This window comes from Phnomibacter sp. (assembly GCF_036803085.1).
Lineage (GTDB): Bacteria > Bacteroidota > Bacteroidia > Chitinophagales > Chitinophagaceae > Phnomibacter.
Genome location: NZ_DAIRUZ010000001.1, coordinates 446455 through 463334, shown reverse-complemented (window position 1 = coordinate 463334; position 16880 = coordinate 446455). Strand labels below are relative to the sequence as shown.

The following is a 16880-nucleotide window of genomic DNA, read 5'->3' as shown; positions in this document are numbered from 1 at the left end:
GGTAGCGGGCTTTGTGTTTTATGCTTCATACAAACTGCTAAACTGTTGTATTTAAGCATTTTTCTTTTTGGGTAAATACCAGCCGAGCCAAGCCCCTGCAAGGCCGAAAGCTACCAGCGAATTGAGGAGTTCAATACTTACACTGGGTATACGGTACCAAATAAACCCTGGGTAAGGATGAAAGCAAAAACTGATAAACCCTACAGCAAGTGATGCAAACAATGCATTGCTGAACGTAAGATTTTTAAACTGCGCCAATAGCCAAACCAATGCAAACGATAAAATAATGTAAGTACCGAAGCCTTGCAGCAAGTTTTTAGTCATGCTCATGTCTTGCACGGGATGGTACAAAATACTGGCGTAGGGTTTCCCCATGGTTGTTTCCATTACTTTTTCCATTTCTTCCATGCTGGTGCCGGGCGGCACATTGGGTATGAAATACTGACCATCGGTTTTGAGGTGCGAACTCAGCACTTGCATGATGGTATCTTGCGCCGGCGTGTACATTTCCTGCGATGCATGCAGTTGTAAAAAGGTGTGGCTCGCCGTTTGCCACAGCATAATTAATGTGCCTGCTACCAGAGCGGCAATTATTTTTCTCATCATTTGGTTGGTGTTTTAAGATAAGAAATATACGGAAGTACACTGAATACCGAAAGCTGCTGGATACATAAAAGCCTAAAGCGATTGGCTTTAGGCTTTATTTGAAAACGAAAAATGCTTGTGCTTACTGTAGGAAAAAATTAATAGTTTATTCATCATTATCATCACCTGCCTGCAGCGGCTCTCACAGCTTCTGCTACGTGGTGTGCCACCGCAGGATCGAGTGTAGCCGGAATAATTTGCTCACGGGTAGGATTGCGTAAATGATCGGCAATGGCATGAGCAGCGGCCAATTTCATAGCTGGAGAAATGCTTGTAGCACGGGCATCCAAAGCACCACGGAAAATACCGGGAAATCCGAGCACGTTATTAATTTGATTCGGTAGGTCGCTACGGCCGGTACCAACAATGGCGGCACCACCTTTGTATGCTTCTTCGGGCATGATTTCAGGCGTTGGATTGGCCAGCGCAAAAATGATAGCATCTTTCGCCATGAGCCGAATATCATCAGCCGTGAGCAGGTTGCCTTTGCTTACACCAATAAACACATCGGCATCTTTCAATGCATCTTGCAAGGTGCCACTCACGTTATTTGTATTGGTGTAATCCAACAATTGAATTTTCTCTTCATTCAAATCAGTACGGTCTTTGCTCACAATGCCTTTGCTATCGCAGGCTATTACATCTTTTACCGATACACAAGCTTCTTTAGCATCACCAAAGCCCTGGCAGCGCAACAAACGGGTGATAGCGGTACCGGCAGCTCCTGCCCCATTCACTACTACTTTCAACTGAAACAAAGATTTGCCTACCAACTTCGCTGCATTAATTAATCCGGCCAATACTACAATAGCAGTTCCATCCTGATCGTCGTGAAAAACAGGAATACCAATGTCTTGGAGGCGGCGTTCTATTTCGAAGCAATGCGGTGCAGCAATATCCTCGAGATTGATGCCCCCAAATGTGGGTGCCAGATATTTTACTGTGTTGATGATAGCTTCTGTATCCTGTGTATCGAGGCAAATTGGAAACGCATCGATATCGGCAAACTTTTTAAACAGCATGGCCTTGCCTTCCATTACAGGCATGGCGGCTTCGGGGCCAATATTGCCAAGGCCCAATACAGCAGAACCATCTGTTACAATGGCTACGCAATTTCCTTTGAGTGTGTAATCGTACACCTTGCTTTTATCGGCAGCAATGGCTTCGCAGGGTGCAGCTACACCAGGCGAATACACTTTTGATAAATCTTCTTTGGTGCGTACATCCATTTTGTTGCGTACCGTTATTTTTCCCCGCAGGGTTTTGTGCAGTTGCAACGATTCTTCGTAGATGTTCATGTGAAAAAATTTGAGGCGGCAAATGTATTGCATTGCACAGCATGCTGAGGCTGATACAAGTCACCGTATTTACGCCAACGTTTACGTGAAACGAAATAAAAAAAGAGGCAAGTGCAACACTCGCCTCTTTATGGAAAGTTGTTTGAATACTATTATTCGCCGAGGCTGTTGATGGCATTCAGATCGCTGAAGGAATGCTTCAAGCGGGCAATCATGCTCTCTTCACCTTTGCGCAGCCACACACGTGGATCGTAGTATTTCTTGTTCGGAGAATCGTCGCCTTCGGGGTTGCCAATCTGGCTTTGCAGGTAGCCATGCTTGTCGGCTTCGTAGGCACGAATACCATCCCAAAACGCCCACTGCACATCGGTATCAATGTTCATTTTGATAACACCGTAGCCAATGGCTTCGCGGATTTCTTCGGTAGTAGAACCTGAACCACCATGGAATACAAAATCAACAGGATTGTGACCGGTGCCAAACTTCTGCTGAATGTATGCCTGAGAGTCACGCAGGATTTTTGGTTCGAGTTTTACATTGCCGGGCTTGTACACACCGTGCACATTGCCAAACGATGCAGCCACTGTAAAACGATGACTGATTTTCTTCAACTCTTCGTAAGCATAGCTCACTTCTTCGGGCTGAGTATACAGTCTTGATTTTTCTACATGCGTGTTGTCTACACCATCTTCTTCACCACCGGTTACACCCAGTTCAATTTCGAGGGTCATTCCCATCTTGCTCATCCGCTCCAAAAACTTACTGCTGATAGCAATATTTTCTTCAATGGGCTCTTCGCTCAAATCGAGCATGTGTGAGCTAAATAAGGGCGTACCCGTTCTTTCAAAATGTGCTTCGCCTTCAGCCAACAAACCTTCTACCCAGGGAAGAATTTTTTTGGCGCAGTGGTCGGTATGTAAAATAACGGGCACACCATACGCTTTGGCAGCATGATGCACATAATAAGCACCAGCTATACCACCAGCAATAGCAGCGGCTTCGTTGGTATTTTTAATACCCTTACCAATAAAAAACTGCGAACCACTATGCGACAATTGAATGATAACAGGAGATTTTACTTCACGGGCTGTTTCCAGTACGGCGTTCACGGTATTGGTACCGGTTACGTTTACCGCAGGCATGGCAAAGCCCTTTTCTTTTGCAAAGGCAAAAAGTTGTTGTACTTCATCGCCCCAGAGAACACCAGGACGGAACTGAGCTGACATAGACATTATTAGTTTGTATTAAAGTTGAACAAAGTGATTGCAAATTAAGGAATGTGGCTCGTTTTGCCGAGTGAGATAAATCATGATTGCGTCGCTATGGTTGCAATAACCATTGTAATGCGCCCAAAATGTGCTTACGAAAATCGGGATCGCTATACGTTTCGGGATGATGACCCAAGGCGGTGTAAAATGCCCGTCCCCCTTCAAATGCATGGCACCATGCCGCCGGGTGAAAGCCATCCATACTGCCACCTTCGTAAGAAGTTTCATCTACGGCCAGCAGAAACTTCAACTTATCTTTTTGCAATGCTTTGATGTTATAAATTTCTTCGAATCTCGAAAACACCGCTGGCCAGAATTTGGTAGCCGGATGTGTACTGTCGAGATTGATGTAGGAAGCTGTTTGAGGTTTGGGATGGTCTTTAAAATACCCTCCTACCAGTTGATTGTACCATGGCCAATCGTATTCCGTATCACTGGCACCATGAATGCCCAAAAAACTTTTGCCACTTCGGATGTATTCCTGAAAAGCCGCTTGCTGTGCCGCATTCAGCACATCGCCGGTGGTACTCAAAAACACCACCACATCGTACGGCTGTAATTTTTCTACTGTAAAAATGCCGGCATCTTCCGTGGTATCCACTTTGCATTTTTCGCTGGCAGCTATTTGCAAAAACAATTGCTTACCCTGCGCAATGGAGGCATGCCGAAACCCGGCCGTTTTGGAAAACACGAGTATTCGTTTTCCTTTTAGCGATTGTGCTTGTGCAGAAACAGCCAACAATAAAAAAGAAACAAAAAGAAAACGGAGTAATGACATGGGCCCAGAAAGTTTGGGCCTAAGATAGCAAACAAAAAACCTCAGCAAATGCTGAGGTTTGTGTTGTAGCCCGTACGGGACGAAGCCGCCGAATCCTTAAAACCCTTGCAGCGCAACGATTACAGCAGTGTACACGGTGAAAAATACAGGTACCGGTGTGTAACATTTTTAGCCCTTTTTTCTCCCCTCTTTTAGTTGTTCTATTTGTATGCGCAGCTGCCGGTTTTCCCGCAGCAGCTCTATGTTTTCTGCCAGCAGGGCGGCATCGGTGGCCGCTACCGCTGCCGGTGCTGCCACACCCGGCCCCGGCAGTAGCATTTCGCCACGCCCGGTAATCAGCCAGTTCATGTTTAAATTCGGATATTTCCTTCCTATCTTTTGAAACCAACTAACACCCAGGTCGGTGTTCTTTTTCTTCGCACTTGATATAAGGCCATTACCCGCTTGAATAGCGTTTTCTACTTGAGCCTGTGTAAGGTTCTCAGCCTCAATCCAGGCAAGCAATCGGTGTGTAACATTTTCGCTCATATCCTATTTTTTGTGTTTTTCCGAAAAAAATATTTGGTAATTCGGATTTATCCTATTTACATTTGTTCCACCACAGTAAACCGACTATATGCAAGCACAGCCAAAAAGATTGACCGCACCCGCCGAGGCAGCCCACACAGGCAGCACTGCAACGGGTACTATCAATAGCAGCAATAGCCGTACTGCCCTGCATACGCAAGGCTGCAACATCATAAAAAGCGGAGGCCGGTTTACTGTGGTAGGTAAGTGCCTCCGTTTTTTTATTTCCCTTATAAAAGTAACACCAAATTTTTTGTGCCGCCCTATAGCAGCGGCCAATACTTGCTTACCCTTAACAGTAACTTGTGCTTCACTTCGGCCAGTGGTATCTACCACAGGCCTTTTTTTATGGGCCATGGGCCAAACGGCCTACCTGTGTGCCCTGTGCCTGTACTGCCTGCCTGCTGTGGCATACAGGGCCATGCGCTGGTTGCTTACCACCGTTTTTTTTCACTCAAAACATACCCCGTTATGATTACCAGAAAAATCATCATCAACGATTGCGACCGCATGACCGATGAGCAGGTACAGCAAGCCCTGGCAGCCGCCAAGGGTTACGATCAGTGGCTCAATGACAAGCGCACCCACAAAGATGCGCCGGTACGGTACCAGCAGTTTACCGTAAGGGAAAGTGCCAAAGGCACCGTAATTGTAAACCTCAAACAGCAGCCCAAGCCATGAGCCCACACCTTACCCACCTGCAACCGGTAGCCACCATGCACAGCAGTGGCCAGGTGCTCAGCAGCATACACATTGGGCCCCGTGCCGATGTGTTTATAGCCTGCCTGCCCGATACCGTAAGCCTGCCTACCACAGAGTACATACCGCCCACTTTTGTACGGGTGGCCGGTTTGCCACAGGCTATACATGCGTTGGATTACTATTTTCTTCATCACCAATGGCCACTGTAATGAAACCACTACCACCACTACCTTATACCCGTACCCTGCTTACGGGCCAAATACAGGTTATTTGGGAGCACCTCGAAAAGCGGGGCGTGTACACCCGCCAGGGTTATATCTGCAATGGCGAGGTAGAAGCCGCCATCATGCTGAGTAATAAAACAGCGTTGTGGATACTGCAACCACTGGCCAGCTGGCTGCGTGGCCAGGAGCATGTAGCAGCTGTAATGGAGCTAAGCAACCCCTACCGCAAAAAGTACATTGGTAAGCTGCACAAAGAGGTAAGCGCCATGCTGGCCCAAGGCACCACCATGCCGCACCATGTAGCCGACTGGCTGGTACGCAGTGGCCTGGCCGATTTTAACGCCGCCATGCCTGGTAGCAGCAGCAAGTACTACAATGGAGCCCTTACCCTGGGCATTTACCTACAGCAGTTTGCCGAAAAGTACGCATCAGCCGAAAAAATACCCCAACCATGAGTTATATTTTTAGCCCCTGCCGTTTTTTGAAAAAAGCTACAAATCTGGTTGGGGCGGTTGAGTAATACCGCCCCCAAGTCCGCCAAGAAGGTGTTTTTTACCCCAATTGTTTTGCTGCCCTCTCATTTATGCAAATTGAACAATTCTACGAACTGATACCACCACAAGATGAAGTAATAAGGGTGGTACCGGTAATAGACTGGCTCAGTTTCAATATGAAAAACCCCACAGATACCATACCCCACGCCAGTAGCAACGATACCATGGTACAGATCAGCGATAATATCAGCCTCAAATACTACGGCAGCGGTACGCAGCACTACAAATACCGCTGGCATGTACTGTACCAGGGTGAAGATTTGGCCACGCTGCTGAGCCACACGGTAAATGAAAAGTTTGTAAAGCGGGGCATGTGCAAGCTCGATATAAAAAACCACCTGCTGTACACCGGCCGCCTGTGGGAGTTTTACCATGCGCTGGCTGCCGATCTGCAACTGGAGTATGTCAACATCAGCCGTTTGGATATTGCAATAGATGGGCTCAATTACCTGCTGCACTTTGTAAATGAGTATGTACGCCAAACGGCAAAAAACAAAGTGGTGGAGCTAAAGGGCCGGGGCCGTTTTAAAAGCAACCTGCTGGATAGGCCCACCATGTTGTACAATTCTTTTCAGTTGGGCAGCCCAAAAAGCAAAAAGGAAGTAACCATTTACAACAAAAGCCAGGAGCTGGTAAAAAGCCAGAAAGATTACATACAGCGGTTTTGGGTGGCCAATGGCATAGCCAAAGAGCTGCTGCCGCTACAGCTATTGGCCAAAGCCATGAGTGGCAAGCATGCAGAACGCTACCACATAGAAGGCTACGAAAATGTGTACCGCTTTGAAATGCGCCTGTACGGCGAACTGGTAAAAAGCATGCAAGGTTTTACCCTCGATTGGCTGAAAACAGGCAGCGGACTGATGAGCATTGTAAAGCGCAACTGCCAAAACTTTTTTGAGTTTGTGGAGTACAACCGGACTGACACCAGCAAATGCAAAACCATTGATCTGATACCCTTCCATCAGTTTGATTGCATACCCATCGAAATACAGCGCATCATTCGGCGGGATGATTTGTATAAAACAAAACTATCCATTAAAAAAAATGTGCATCAGTTGTATCTGGGCATACTACAGCCTTCAGATTATTCCGCCGCCGAAATGCTGGTGTTTGATGTAAACAACTACGAACTAAAAGACTGGTACAGTAAAAAAATAATAGAGTGGCACAAGGAGTACCAGTATGTAAACACCGATGCCAGCTACACCGCTGCTGTGTGGGATTTTCTCACCGGCCTGCACCAGCGGTTTACGAGCAACACTGAGGGTGAGATATTAATTTAAAAACTACCACACATTTATGAAAGCCTACCACATTGTTACATTGCTGCTGCTGTGCAGCACTACTTCTTACGCACAATTTCATGCTGATGTTTCAGCAGGTTTTACCACCCGGTTGCGGCCTACTGTAAGTGCTGCTGCACTCATACATGCACACCGGGCAGAGTTGGCCGCTATTGCCGCCCATGAGTTGGGGCACGGCACCCAAATAGCCGGTACCATAGGGCTGCACATGCCTACCAGTACCACCGCTGGCGATGCAGTGGTATTGTATGCCGGTGGCGGCTACACCTGGCATACCCCGCAAGCCCGTGCAGAGCTTACCAATAAGTGGTACCCCTGTGCCGGTATAAAATTTATAAACGGATGGGGAGCCTGGGAGCTGCGCTACAGCAGCAATACATTTCAGTTATTGTTAGGTGGCCGCATTTTTAACCGTTACAAATAAACCATTATGCAACCAGCAACAGACAATTTAGAAGTACTCAATTTTAGTTACAACTGGAACAATAAGCTACAGTGCAAAGCCTACACCACTATACGGCTGTATGGGCGTAAGTACCAGCAGGGCAAGCGGTTTCAGGTACAGCTAAAAGGAGAAAACCTGCATGTGGCGGAAGTGGTAGAAATAAAACCTTTCTACCTGCAACAGCTCAATGAGTTTATGGCTTATGTAGATACAGGCTACAGCAGCACCGAGGCACGGGATATAGTAATACGCATGTACCCACGGGTAGATGTATTTAAGCAGCAAATGTGTATGGTATTGCTGCGGGTTATCACCGAAAAAAATATTACAGTATGAACAATGAAATCATGACCGAACAGGAAGCCAGGCTGCACCTACAGCTGTACAAACTAAACGGCCTTATTCTTTTTTTTAGTATAGATGGCTTTGCACCAGATATGGATATGTACACCCGCCTGGTAGTAGCTAAAGAACGGTTGCGGCAGCTGATACTTAGCGAAGCAAACAAGCGATTGCAAACCTCAACAAACAATAACCATGAGCAATAAACTGAGCACACAAACCATGAGTTTCAGAAAGCGGTTTAATCTGCTGGCATTGCCGCTAAAGTTTGAAGCAGCAAAAGAATTGGGCAGTTTGGTAAGCCTCAAAATAATGCCTACCGGCAGGCCCATGACCGATGAAGAACACGCCATGTTGCAAGAGTTGGCCGAGTGGTGCAACGATGCTATTCTGTTCAACCGAAAACCAAACGGTGGCTATGATGAATACTTTGAACAGCAAACCACTTACCCGCCCTGCATCAACAATTTTGCCAAATTAAAAGGCAAGTAGCAACGTTGAAATATTGCCGATGGTGGGGATTACTTGCACAACTGCTCACCACAGGCATACAGCTAAATAGTAGTGCATTGCTCAATGGCGGAACGTCTGCCCCACTATTGGCAATATATTGTTGGCAGCAGTTAATTTGTCAAGATGCAAAATTGTCCAATATGTGGTAAAGAAGTTGGCGTTTACCACGAACTAACATTTAAAGAGCCATACACACACAACAAACCATTTGACGGAATGCACATTTACGGTGCATATTCATCACCAAAAGAAACACTATGCAACGAAAAGAACTTTTTGCATTTTGCTTTTTATGATGCAGAAGGGAATTTAACAGACCATAGACTGGTGCAATTAGGTGTTGAAAATCCAACCACTAAAAGCCCAACAGATGAATTTTATGAAATGTCAAACGAGCAAAATTGGCAAGAAGATTTTGATGATGACGATAACGAATTTCAAAGGTGTTCAAAATGTGATGGACACGATGCCTGTGAAGATTTTGGATGTGCTTTTAAAGCTGGGGTCACTTAGTTGAAAATGACGACCTGCCGTTTTAATTGCTGCCAACGAGCAGGGCTTGGCGATGGGCTGGAATAGAAGCCGGTCACGCCCGAACAAAAGTTGATTAATAATTAAAAGCACAATAAAATGAAAAAAGTTGATAAATGTTCTTCTGCTGGAACTACTGTTGAAAGCAGCACAAATGCTCAGGATTCGCAGGTCTGCCAGCCTATTGCCAAACACAATGTTATGCGCCGTTGTCCTCAGCCGGATGAGGTTGATAATTGGTTAATGGATAAGTTGGAAGAAAAAAGAATAAACGACGAATTTGGTTGGACTGGCGAATATAGGCTTTGCCAAAAAGATTTGGTTGATTTCTTTATAGACCATGCCGATAATAAACTTGTAGAAAAGCAACAAGAATACATCAAACTTCTTACAGATGAATTAAGTGAAGTTGTTAGTATGGCTTTCGTGCATGGTTGGAGAAGTAATCGTTTTGAAGCAGGTAAAAAGTTGCGGGAAGAAATAGCGTCTCTCAATTGCGCATAACGGCAAGGCATAGGCGATTGTGGCGGAATTTGGAAAACGTCAGCACAACCCTTAGATGCAGCCAAATAGAAGTACAAAAGTTGAATTACTTAATCAGTCCGCCGACATATTGCCTATGCAATGTTGGTGGCAGTTAAAAATAGTCAAAATGGCAAAAATTAAAAGTGATGAAATGAAAGCCCATTTGCTGAAAATAATATCAGCAGAAATTGAACAGCGTTTCAATTGTAAAGTGGTTGATATAAGCCTTTGTTCAATTATTGGTACTGTAAACGTGCAAGTGAAAATTCAATACAATGATGATTTTGTTTACAAGCCCAATGAACATTGGACGATTGAAAGCATTGTGTTTTCTGAAAAGTGTGTCAGATTTTTTAGGCGAATAGATTTCTTTGAATGTGTCAAAAAGTTGGGGGTGTCCAATTAATTGCCACCAACGTATGTATTGCCGCAGTGCAGTACTCCACCAACATCAACCTGTAGCCAGCATTGCGGCAATACAGTGTTGCAATTTTCTCAACTTATTTTTTCAACCATAAAAAACAGAAACATGGTACTTCAATTGCATGTAACCGGCCACATTGGCCAGGATGCCACCGTAACCAACACCAACGGTAAAAGCGTGGTAAACTTTAGTGTGGCTCATACAGAGAGCTACAAAAACAGCGAGGGTGTAAAGGTGGACAAAACCACCTGGGTAAACTGTAGTTATTGGGATGCTGAAAAGGTGGCCCCCTACCTTAAAAAAGGCACTATAGTACAGTTGCAGGGCACACCCACTGCCGTAGCCTACACCAGCAAAAACGGCGAAAACCGGGCCGATCTTCGCCTTACGGTGCAGCTGCTGAAACTCATTAGCAGCCCCCAAAAAGAAGCCGAAAAATAAACGGCTGCTATCCATCACCAACAAGGCTGCCAATTTTCGGCAGCCTTGTTTAATTTTACAGCATGGCAAAGAAAGATACATGGCAGTTAGAAGATTGGTTACTGCTTTTTGGCGGTGTCTGGCTTATCAGTGAATTATTTAAGACAGCACAACAAGCAGGTATTGGCTCATTAAAAGGTGCCGAGAGATTTCTGTACAGCTACTACAGTGCAGATGGTGTAAATATGCTTGAACAAGACATGAGCCATTACAATAAAGATGAGCAGGGCGAAATTGTAAGATTGATAATAAAAGCAAGATTAAAGCCTGAGTTATCGGAGCCGCTTTACAAGTCATTTCCTGGCAGCAAAGAGATTGATGGCGAAATACGGGATCTGCAAAACGGATGGCGTATTTTTTGTAAAAAATTGCCGGAAGGAGATTTTTTAATGCTATCCGTATTCAAAAAGAAAAGTCAAAAAACACCACAACATGAAAAAGATAAAGCAGAGCAACGTACTAAAGAATGGGAAGCCCACAAAACGCTGGTACGAAAATCCTGATCCGGGCGATGAAATGATTGCAAAGTTATTGGCAGATCCTGCCGTAAGATTGGGATTTATAAAAGCCTCATTGAAAGATGGGGTAAGCCCAAATGAAATAAAAAATCAGTTACAATATTTCGGTTTGTACAAGTAATGTAAAAGAAATAAATTTACACCTGTTAAGGGTAGCGCATTCAACCATGCGCCTACCCTTTTTTATTGCCCGTTACTATCCCAAAATACAGGCCCATGTACACCACTGCATACAGGTACCATATACATACCTTTCTTACGGCTTGCTTACACATTGGTATTTTTTTTACCAAAATCAAGCTGTACAAGGCTTTCAGCGTTTGTAGCGGCATATTTTCAACACCTGCATTTTTCTTGATTACGCATTGATATATGGCAAAGCAACCACCCACCCGGCTATTTATTACCCCAAAAGATTTTATGCAGTTGTACGGGCATAAATCGTACAAAGGAGCGTGGAAAGCATACCAGGCATTAAAAGATGCACTGGGCAAAAAAAGCCATCAGAAAGTAACCGTTACAGAGCTGGCCAGTTACGAAGGGGTAAGCGTTGCTGAAATTATGGCCGTGCTGTAATCGGTACTTTATGGCACAAAATACCCCAAACTTCCACCGGCCACAGCAGGCCGTGCTACACTTGTGCAGCCTTACAGGCAGGTACAGCGTATGAAGTTATTAAAGCCGTTAGCAATTGTGGGAGGCGTAGGCGTATTGGCTTACATACTCATGGAAAAGGCCAATGCAGTAAAAAATCTGCAATGGCAGTTTGCCAGGGTACAGCTCGATAAAAAAGCCACCGGCATACAGCGTATAGCGTTGCTGGTTACCATCAGGGTTACCAACCCTACACGCACTACTGTAGCTTTTGACAGCTTCAATGCCAACCTTTCTGTAAAAGGTACACTGCTTACCAGTTTGCAAGCCAACCGGGCTACAAATGCCATACAGCTTACACCGGGCAACACCGATGTAACTATGACAGCTTATGTAGATACAATTGGCCTGCTGAAAACCATACCGGGCGTAATACGTGAGCTGGTTGCTGGCAAGTTTAACCAGTTGATTGATGTAACCGGCACGCTGTACGCTGGTGGCTTCACCTTCCCGCTTACACAATCTGTAGCGGTAAGTTTTGGCAACACAGCCAGCGTAGGCAAGGCCCGTGTAAGCCTCGAATTTGCCACCAACGATGAAGCAGCTGAATATTTCCAACGCTCCAATATTTATGTAACGGCCAAAGGCGGCGGCAAAAGCAAGCCTGGTTACAGCCTCAATGGTATTGGCAGCGTAAAAAAAAAGTTCTTTCTACTGCATGGCTCCCCGCTTATGTAACGCATAACGGTAAGCAAGGCAAAGCAAGCATAGCACACACCGGGCCCGGCACTTATATTATAAGAGAAGGCAAACGGATTGTGTATGTAGGCCACAGCAAAGCCGATGTAAAAAAAACACTGTACCGCCACTTTCAGCTTTGGACGGATATACGCCAAAGCACCCAGCGGCAGGCAGAGGGCCACGACCGGGTAACCTATGCAGGCAACGATTTGAGCCGGTACACTATTAAAGTGTACTACACCAATTCGGGTAAAGATGCTGAAGTGTTGGAGCAGTTACTGATCGGCAGCATAAAGCCAAGGGATAACATCAGTAAGCTAATGATGTTTGCGCCCAAAGAATATGCAGCCATGGCAGATGCAGCGGCAGAGCCGGACATTGTTTTTGAAACGCCCGATGGGGAAGATTGGCAACCATTTTAATAAAAGATATGGCAACAGTTAAAAAACCAGCAGCAAAAAAAACCGAAAGCCAGCAGCTCACCGGTACCGACTGCTTCAATCACCTGGTAAAGCTCGATGGAAAAAAAGTAACCATTGGTAAAACCGGCGAAGTGATTACAGCCAAAAGCGAAGCAGAAGCGTTGCAGATATTTCAGGCGGCCATTGCAAACAGCCAGTTTCAGTAATGACAATTGAGCAAGCTGCAAACCTGCTGATACCAAAAGCGGACGGAGCCAAGCGGGTTACCTATCCACGCAACGCTGAAACCGCCGACATTATCAGCGAAGTTCTTTCATATTACGACCAAAGCAAAAACGACCTACGGGGTTTTGCGCCATTGCTCAAAGGCACCAGTACGCTGCACACCTGTAGTAATATCTGGCACTTTGTAAAAAAACACATTCGGTATGTAGAAGATGAGCCGGGTGTACAATGGATAAAAACACCCGCCCGTATTTGGCAAGATCGGTTTTGTGATTGCAAAGGTTACAGCATTTTTATTGGCTGCCTGCTGCATTCGCTCAATATACCAGCCACGTTTCGCTTTGTAAGTTTTAGTAAAAATTATCCCGATGCAACCCATGTGTATGTAGTGGTAAAGCAGCCGGGCAACGAAATAAAATTGGATTGTGTTTTACCATCCTTCAACGTGGAAAAACCCTATGCCAGCAAACAAGATTTTGATATGACAATGATAGCCCGTTTGAGTGGTGTAAATGCAGTAGGCGCAGCAATGCCGGTACTGGCTGCACACAAGTTTGGCAGGCCCGTAATGCTGCCAGCACAGGCACCCGCTGCACTGGTACAGGCGGCTAAGGCGTTAGAAGTGTTGGAGGCAGAAATGACCGCCGAAAGCCACAGCGGCAAACTCACCGATATGCGGCATGCGCAGTACATGCGGGCTATGGCTGAATTGAAAAAAACCATTGCCATGCTCGAAAGCCCGGCAGTAGGTAAGTTGAACCTGAAAAAGATTTTTACCAGCGGCAAGCGCAATAAAATTAAAGCGGCCCTGAGTGATGTAAATATTGCTTCTATTTTCCTGTATGCCTTCATCCCAAGTGGCAACCCGGCAGGCCGTGCATTATTGCAACAACTGCCTGCTGCCATTCAGGAAAAAAGAGCCAGGCAGTTAGAACTGGCAAAATGGTTGGCCAATAAATCTGTGTACGGCATGAGCACTTTCATAGCAGATGTACGCAGTACAATTGCCAGGGCGAGAGGCAAAGAGCCAGAGGCGGTACTCAATGAATTATTGGGCCTCGATATTGCTACTAAAGAAGCCGGTGTAGGTGGTTTATTTAAGAAAAACCCAGCAAAAACAGCGGCTAAGCAAGAGAAGAAAACAGCGAAAGCGGCTAAGCGTTTAGCTAACCCTGAAAAGCAAAAAGCCAAAAAAGAATTTGCAACAGGCTTACTGAATGAGGGGTTAGAGTTGGCTGCCGATACAATCCCTTTGGGCAACACCGTGTTGAATATTGCAAAAGGGTTATTCTCTGTTTTCACCGGCGCAAAAAATAAAATCGAATCAGATTTTGGCTTTAAAGTGCCCAATCATTTAGATTCGGCAGCTATTGCGCCAGTAACAGAAGATTTTGCAAGTGCAACACCTGCAACATCAGAAGCTGATAAAGCAGTGACGTACCCTTTACTGCCAATACAACCGCCTGCAAAGTTTGTAGACAACATCAATAACAATGCAGGTAGTGGCAACACCAATGAATTGTTGCAAGTAATTAAAGAGCAGTTTACACAAATCAAAGAAACGTTTGCCAGCCCGTATAACAATAGCGAACTGGCAACCATGGAAACGCCCGACACATTGGAGCCGGTAACCGTTTCTGCACCACGCCGCGCCGCCCAGCCTGCACCTGCTGCCAACAGCAGCAGTGGCAACAATAACAGCAACATGATGATGATGGGCATGGCTGCACTGGCTGTAGTGTTGCTGGCACGTAAATAATTTATTCACTCAAAAAAATAAACACAATGGCAAAATTGAAATACCTGAAGCTGCCCAAAAAACCGAAAGCCGGGGCCAGTGTCAACCAGCTATCTGCCTGGTTGAAAAAGGTGGAAGACATACGCAAAGAGAACCAGGCACGTAAACGCCTCAACGATGACCAGGAACGCCTATCCAAGCGGGTAGCCGGTATTGGTAGCACGTATGTAATACCCAGCGGCAGCAAAATTGTACGGGCAGCACGGCCAAAGAAAAAAGCAGCGGCAAAGCCTGCACGTAAAAAAGCAGCCCCTAAAAAAGCAGCGAGAAAACGCCGCTAAATCATTCACTGAGTGAGTAAATACATCCTTTAATAATCTTCTCAAACTTTCTACATGAAACAAAAACTGAATATTAAATCGGCACTGATGAAAGCCGGTTATAACGGTGGCGGCGCATTGGCCGCTGCATCGGTAAACAAAATTGAATTTGTGGGCAAGCAAAAGCCGCTTATTCGTGGTATTGCAAAATTGGTGGTAGGTGCTTTTCTGCCTTCGCTCATGGGAGGCAAGAAAAACGAAGCCATCGAAGGAGCTGTAGCCGGATGGAACGGTATTGCCGCCATCGAAATTGCCAACGGTATTGTAACCAAAAACGGCAAAGAGCCCGAAAAGGCCATCAGCGTTAGCGGCATTGGCGATGTAAACCCCAACATCATGGGTGCAGCAGATGCAGAGTATTTTTTCCCTAACCAGGAACAAGGATTGGCTGATGATGATGTAATGTAATCACGGCAACACCTCCATTCTTTTTTTCAAAATCCGTTCAAAAAAAATATCATGAATACAGTAGATCAAAAATTGATGCGCCAGATTTTCAAAGGCATTGCCGAAAAAACTGGCAAAACGCCACAGGTTGGTTTTATCCGCCTGGAGCAATTGGCTGACAACTCCAAAGGAGTATATCAGTTTCCATTGAAAAAATCCACCGGCAGCGTATTGGCCACAGAGCAACGCCTCGATGAGAACGATGCTTTTTTTGCCACCCACGCCCGTGTGCGCCTCAAGTTCGAAGATCCTGCCAAGCCTGGCAGTGGTGTATACCAGAGCTACCCTAACCAAACTGCTATTGCACCTACAGCTGGTGAAGTAGTGGCCGCCGATCTGGAAAGCATTTTTGCCAGCAAGCTGAATATCAAAATTGACAACCGGGACGTAATCAAGGCCGCCGACATGAACAACAGCCGGGTGGTACTTACCAGCCAGCAATCAGCAGCCAGCAACCACAGCGAAGTGGACAGCTACACCGGCCTGATTGACCTGCACGGTGTTATTCGCCTCAGCGGTAGTGCTACCATTGAGATCAACCTGGACACACCCAGCTACAGCGGCAAACTGGTACAGCGTACCACTGGCAGCGGTCGTGTGTATGTGTGTGTTGATTTTTACGGTTTCCTGGTAACCGGCGGCAGTGCCCTTGGCGAAATCAGTGTAAACTACTAAGGGAGCCTGCACAAGCATACTAAAAGGCCGCAACGCAATTACTGCAATTGCGGCCTTTTTTGATTTTTTTAATACAAAAATATTTAACCATGGCAAGCCCTACAGCACGGCAGCATAAACCACAAAACCCACTTATGTGCAACGGTAAACGATACTTTAAAATGTTGGCCGTACCAGTTACAGGTACCAGCCAAACATCTTTTTCCTTTCCTACAGATGATGTATTGAAAAATGCAAAAATTCTGGCAGTAGAGGCATTCAGCGGCAATGATTTTCCGACCGGCCCCGGCGGCAACCCTGTAGCCAATACGGGCGTTTTCAACAAGGCTTTTTTGACATTGAAAAGCAAAGAAAACGATGAAGACGTAGTAACGCGCATTCCGTTGCTTCGCCTTCGTGCCGAAAACAACAGCGGCGAACCTTTCCGCACCTGCGATTTGCAAATTAACCCCAGCAGCTGTAGTGTAGAAGTAGCCTCAACTGCCGGGTTGGTTGTTGGTGAAAATTTCTACATCGGTTTTCACTATCAAAGAAATTAAG

At 45.7% G+C, this 16880-nt stretch carries 27 protein-coding genes; 22 read left to right on the top strand and 5 right to left on the bottom strand.

What is annotated here, in order from left to right; all coding sequences use genetic code 11:
- Nucleotides 1-51 precede the first annotated feature (51 nt).
- From V7Q13_RS02025 to V7Q13_RS02005, 5 genes are all read right to left on the bottom strand, one after another.
- Nucleotides 52-606 carry a hypothetical protein gene (locus tag V7Q13_RS02025; protein ID WP_333799013.1) on the bottom strand — a complete coding sequence of 185 codons (555 nt, stop codon included), beginning with the start codon at nt 604-606 and terminating at the stop codon, nt 52-54.
- Between the two features lie 161 nt (nt 607-767).
- Nucleotides 768-1943: an NAD(P)-dependent malic enzyme gene (locus V7Q13_RS02020; protein ID WP_333799012.1), complete on the bottom strand. Its 1176-nt coding sequence runs from the start codon at nt 1941-1943 to the stop codon at nt 768-770.
- 152 nt (nt 1944-2095) lie between these two features.
- Nucleotides 2096-3169 carry a class II fructose-bisphosphate aldolase gene (gene fbaA, locus V7Q13_RS02015; RefSeq protein WP_333799011.1) on the bottom strand — a complete coding sequence of 358 codons (1074 nt, stop codon included), beginning with the start codon at nt 3167-3169 and terminating at the stop codon, nt 2096-2098.
- 94 nt (nt 3170-3263) lie between these two features.
- Entirely contained in the window at nt 3264-3989 is a 726-nt protein-coding gene (locus V7Q13_RS02010; protein WP_333799010.1) for a ThuA domain-containing protein, read from the bottom strand.
- A 168-nt stretch (nt 3990-4157) separates the two neighbouring features.
- Nucleotides 4158-4337, bottom strand: a complete 180-nt coding sequence (locus V7Q13_RS02005; protein WP_333799009.1) for a hypothetical protein — start codon at nt 4335-4337, stop codon at nt 4158-4160.
- A gap of 690 nt (nt 4338-5027) precedes the next feature.
- Between V7Q13_RS02005 and V7Q13_RS02000 the strand changes: the two genes are divergently transcribed.
- From V7Q13_RS02000 to V7Q13_RS01895, 22 genes are all read left to right on the top strand, one after another.
- A complete protein-coding gene (locus V7Q13_RS02000; protein ID WP_333799008.1) occupies nt 5028-5237 on the top strand; it encodes a hypothetical protein in 210 nt (69 codons plus the stop codon).
- On the top strand, nt 5234-5467 hold the full coding sequence (locus tag V7Q13_RS01995) for a hypothetical protein (RefSeq protein ID WP_333799007.1): 234 nt from the start codon (nt 5234-5236) through the stop codon (nt 5465-5467). Before V7Q13_RS02000 ends, V7Q13_RS01995 begins: the two co-directional genes overlap by 4 nt.
- Nucleotides 5467-5937 carry a hypothetical protein gene (locus tag V7Q13_RS01990; protein WP_333799006.1) on the top strand — a complete coding sequence of 157 codons (471 nt, stop codon included), beginning with the start codon at nt 5467-5469 and terminating at the stop codon, nt 5935-5937. Before V7Q13_RS01995 ends, V7Q13_RS01990 begins: the two co-directional genes overlap by 1 nt.
- Nucleotides 5938-6065: 128 nt before the next feature.
- On the top strand, nt 6066-7319 hold the full coding sequence (locus tag V7Q13_RS01985; RefSeq protein WP_333799005.1) for a hypothetical protein: 1254 nt from the start codon (nt 6066-6068) through the stop codon (nt 7317-7319).
- A 16-nt stretch (nt 7320-7335) separates the two neighbouring features.
- Nucleotides 7336-7764, top strand: a complete 429-nt coding sequence (locus V7Q13_RS01980; RefSeq protein WP_333799004.1) for a hypothetical protein — start codon at nt 7336-7338, stop codon at nt 7762-7764.
- A 6-nt stretch (nt 7765-7770) separates the two neighbouring features.
- Nucleotides 7771-8121, top strand: a complete 351-nt coding sequence (locus V7Q13_RS01975) for a hypothetical protein (protein ID WP_333799003.1) — start codon at nt 7771-7773, stop codon at nt 8119-8121.
- Complete coding sequence (locus V7Q13_RS01970) at nt 8118-8333, top strand: hypothetical protein (RefSeq protein WP_333799002.1); 216 nt, start codon at nt 8118-8120, stop codon at nt 8331-8333. Before V7Q13_RS01975 ends, V7Q13_RS01970 begins: the two co-directional genes overlap by 4 nt.
- Nucleotides 8323-8619 carry a hypothetical protein gene (locus V7Q13_RS01965; RefSeq protein ID WP_333799001.1) on the top strand — a complete coding sequence of 99 codons (297 nt, stop codon included), beginning with the start codon at nt 8323-8325 and terminating at the stop codon, nt 8617-8619. The genes V7Q13_RS01970 and V7Q13_RS01965 overlap by 11 nt, the downstream gene beginning before the upstream one ends.
- A 144-nt stretch (nt 8620-8763) precedes the next feature.
- Nucleotides 8764-9153: a hypothetical protein gene (locus tag V7Q13_RS01960; RefSeq protein WP_333799000.1), complete on the top strand. Its 390-nt coding sequence runs from the start codon at nt 8764-8766 to the stop codon at nt 9151-9153.
- A gap of 117 nt (nt 9154-9270) precedes the next feature.
- Nucleotides 9271-9675, top strand: coding sequence for a hypothetical protein (locus V7Q13_RS01955; protein WP_333798999.1), 405 nt, complete (start codon nt 9271-9273; stop codon nt 9673-9675).
- 148 nt (nt 9676-9823) lie between these two features.
- Nucleotides 9824-10102 carry a hypothetical protein gene (locus V7Q13_RS01950; protein WP_333798998.1) on the top strand — a complete coding sequence of 93 codons (279 nt, stop codon included), beginning with the start codon at nt 9824-9826 and terminating at the stop codon, nt 10100-10102.
- A gap of 123 nt (nt 10103-10225) precedes the next feature.
- A complete protein-coding gene (locus V7Q13_RS01945) occupies nt 10226-10561 on the top strand; it encodes a single-stranded DNA-binding protein (RefSeq protein ID WP_333798997.1) in 336 nt (111 codons plus the stop codon).
- Nucleotides 10562-10623: 62 nt separating this feature from the next.
- Entirely contained in the window at nt 10624-11103 is a 480-nt protein-coding gene (locus V7Q13_RS01940; protein ID WP_333798996.1) for a type II toxin-antitoxin system RelE/ParE family toxin, read from the top strand.
- 387 nt (nt 11104-11490) lie between these two features.
- Nucleotides 11491-11694, top strand: a complete 204-nt coding sequence (locus V7Q13_RS01935) for a hypothetical protein (RefSeq protein WP_333798995.1) — start codon at nt 11491-11493, stop codon at nt 11692-11694.
- A gap of 90 nt (nt 11695-11784) precedes the next feature.
- Nucleotides 11785-12450: a hypothetical protein gene (locus tag V7Q13_RS01930; RefSeq protein ID WP_333798994.1), complete on the top strand. Its 666-nt coding sequence runs from the start codon at nt 11785-11787 to the stop codon at nt 12448-12450.
- An 80-nt stretch (nt 12451-12530) separates the two neighbouring features.
- Nucleotides 12531-12875 carry a hypothetical protein gene (locus V7Q13_RS01925; RefSeq protein WP_333798993.1) on the top strand — a complete coding sequence of 115 codons (345 nt, stop codon included), beginning with the start codon at nt 12531-12533 and terminating at the stop codon, nt 12873-12875.
- A gap of 8 nt (nt 12876-12883) precedes the next feature.
- Nucleotides 12884-13081, top strand: a complete 198-nt coding sequence (locus V7Q13_RS01920; protein ID WP_333798992.1) for a hypothetical protein — start codon at nt 12884-12886, stop codon at nt 13079-13081.
- Nucleotides 13081-14859 carry a transglutaminase-like domain-containing protein gene (locus V7Q13_RS01915; protein WP_333798991.1) on the top strand — a complete coding sequence of 593 codons (1779 nt, stop codon included), beginning with the start codon at nt 13081-13083 and terminating at the stop codon, nt 14857-14859. The genes V7Q13_RS01920 and V7Q13_RS01915 overlap by 1 nt, the downstream gene beginning before the upstream one ends.
- Nucleotides 14860-14885: 26 nt before the next feature.
- On the top strand, nt 14886-15179 hold the full coding sequence (locus V7Q13_RS01910; RefSeq protein ID WP_333798990.1) for a hypothetical protein: 294 nt from the start codon (nt 14886-14888) through the stop codon (nt 15177-15179).
- A 54-nt stretch (nt 15180-15233) separates the two neighbouring features.
- The gene (locus V7Q13_RS01905) at nt 15234-15626 is read left to right on the top strand and encodes a hypothetical protein (protein ID WP_333798989.1); all 393 of its coding nucleotides are present in this window, start codon (nt 15234-15236) and stop codon (nt 15624-15626) included.
- Nucleotides 15627-15677: 51 nt separating this feature from the next.
- Nucleotides 15678-16340, top strand: a complete 663-nt coding sequence (locus V7Q13_RS01900) for a hypothetical protein (protein ID WP_333798988.1) — start codon at nt 15678-15680, stop codon at nt 16338-16340.
- Between the two features lie 89 nt (nt 16341-16429).
- A complete protein-coding gene (locus V7Q13_RS01895; protein WP_333798987.1) occupies nt 16430-16879 on the top strand; it encodes a hypothetical protein in 450 nt (149 codons plus the stop codon).
- Nucleotide 16880 lies beyond the last annotated feature (1 nt).

Bases quoted from the DNA above. Each gene is read 5' to 3' on its own strand.
- V7Q13_RS02025 (WP_333799013.1), bottom strand. From the start codon at position 606: ATGATGAGAAAAATAATTGCCGCTCTGGTAGCAGGCACATTAATTATG.
- V7Q13_RS02000 (WP_333799008.1), top strand. From the start codon at position 5,028: ATGATTACCAGAAAAATCATCATCAACGATTGCGACCGCATGACCGAT.
- V7Q13_RS02020 (WP_333799012.1), bottom strand. From the start codon at position 1,943: ATGAACATCTACGAAGAATCGTTGCAACTGCACAAAACCCTGCGGGGA.
- V7Q13_RS01945 (WP_333798997.1), top strand. From the start codon at position 10,226: ATGGTACTTCAATTGCATGTAACCGGCCACATTGGCCAGGATGCCACC.
- V7Q13_RS01895 (WP_333798987.1), top strand. From the start codon at position 16,430: ATGGCAAGCCCTACAGCACGGCAGCATAAACCACAAAACCCACTTATG.
- V7Q13_RS01930 (WP_333798994.1), top strand. From the start codon at position 11,785: ATGAAGTTATTAAAGCCGTTAGCAATTGTGGGAGGCGTAGGCGTATTG.
- V7Q13_RS01975 (WP_333799003.1), top strand. From the start codon at position 7,771: ATGCAACCAGCAACAGACAATTTAGAAGTACTCAATTTTAGTTACAAC.
- V7Q13_RS01990 (WP_333799006.1), top strand. From the start codon at position 5,467: ATGAAACCACTACCACCACTACCTTATACCCGTACCCTGCTTACGGGC.
- V7Q13_RS01910 (WP_333798990.1), top strand. From the start codon at position 14,886: ATGGCAAAATTGAAATACCTGAAGCTGCCCAAAAAACCGAAAGCCGGG.
- V7Q13_RS01940 (WP_333798996.1), top strand. From the start codon at position 10,624: ATGGCAAAGAAAGATACATGGCAGTTAGAAGATTGGTTACTGCTTTTT.
- V7Q13_RS01965 (WP_333799001.1), top strand. From the start codon at position 8,323: ATGAGCAATAAACTGAGCACACAAACCATGAGTTTCAGAAAGCGGTTT.
- V7Q13_RS01920 (WP_333798992.1), top strand. From the start codon at position 12,884: ATGGCAACAGTTAAAAAACCAGCAGCAAAAAAAACCGAAAGCCAGCAG.
- V7Q13_RS01985 (WP_333799005.1), top strand. From the start codon at position 6,066: ATGCAAATTGAACAATTCTACGAACTGATACCACCACAAGATGAAGTA.
- V7Q13_RS01950 (WP_333798998.1), top strand. From the start codon at position 9,824: ATGGCAAAAATTAAAAGTGATGAAATGAAAGCCCATTTGCTGAAAATA.
- V7Q13_RS01955 (WP_333798999.1), top strand. From the start codon at position 9,271: ATGAAAAAAGTTGATAAATGTTCTTCTGCTGGAACTACTGTTGAAAGC.
- V7Q13_RS01960 (WP_333799000.1), top strand. From the start codon at position 8,764: ATGCAAAATTGTCCAATATGTGGTAAAGAAGTTGGCGTTTACCACGAA.
- V7Q13_RS02005 (WP_333799009.1), bottom strand. From the start codon at position 4,337: ATGAACTGGCTGATTACCGGGCGTGGCGAAATGCTACTGCCGGGGCCG.
- V7Q13_RS01995 (WP_333799007.1), top strand. From the start codon at position 5,234: ATGAGCCCACACCTTACCCACCTGCAACCGGTAGCCACCATGCACAGC.
- V7Q13_RS01915 (WP_333798991.1), top strand. From the start codon at position 13,081: ATGACAATTGAGCAAGCTGCAAACCTGCTGATACCAAAAGCGGACGGA.
- V7Q13_RS01905 (WP_333798989.1), top strand. From the start codon at position 15,234: ATGAAACAAAAACTGAATATTAAATCGGCACTGATGAAAGCCGGTTAT.
- V7Q13_RS02010 (WP_333799010.1), bottom strand. From the start codon at position 3,989: ATGTCATTACTCCGTTTTCTTTTTGTTTCTTTTTTATTGTTGGCTGTT.
- V7Q13_RS01935 (WP_333798995.1), top strand. From the start codon at position 11,491: ATGGCAAAGCAACCACCCACCCGGCTATTTATTACCCCAAAAGATTTT.
- V7Q13_RS01900 (WP_333798988.1), top strand. From the start codon at position 15,678: ATGAATACAGTAGATCAAAAATTGATGCGCCAGATTTTCAAAGGCATT.
- V7Q13_RS01980 (WP_333799004.1), top strand. From the start codon at position 7,336: ATGAAAGCCTACCACATTGTTACATTGCTGCTGCTGTGCAGCACTACT.
- fbaA (WP_333799011.1), bottom strand. From the start codon at position 3,169: ATGTCAGCTCAGTTCCGTCCTGGTGTTCTCTGGGGCGATGAAGTACAA.
- V7Q13_RS01970 (WP_333799002.1), top strand. From the start codon at position 8,118: ATGAACAATGAAATCATGACCGAACAGGAAGCCAGGCTGCACCTACAG.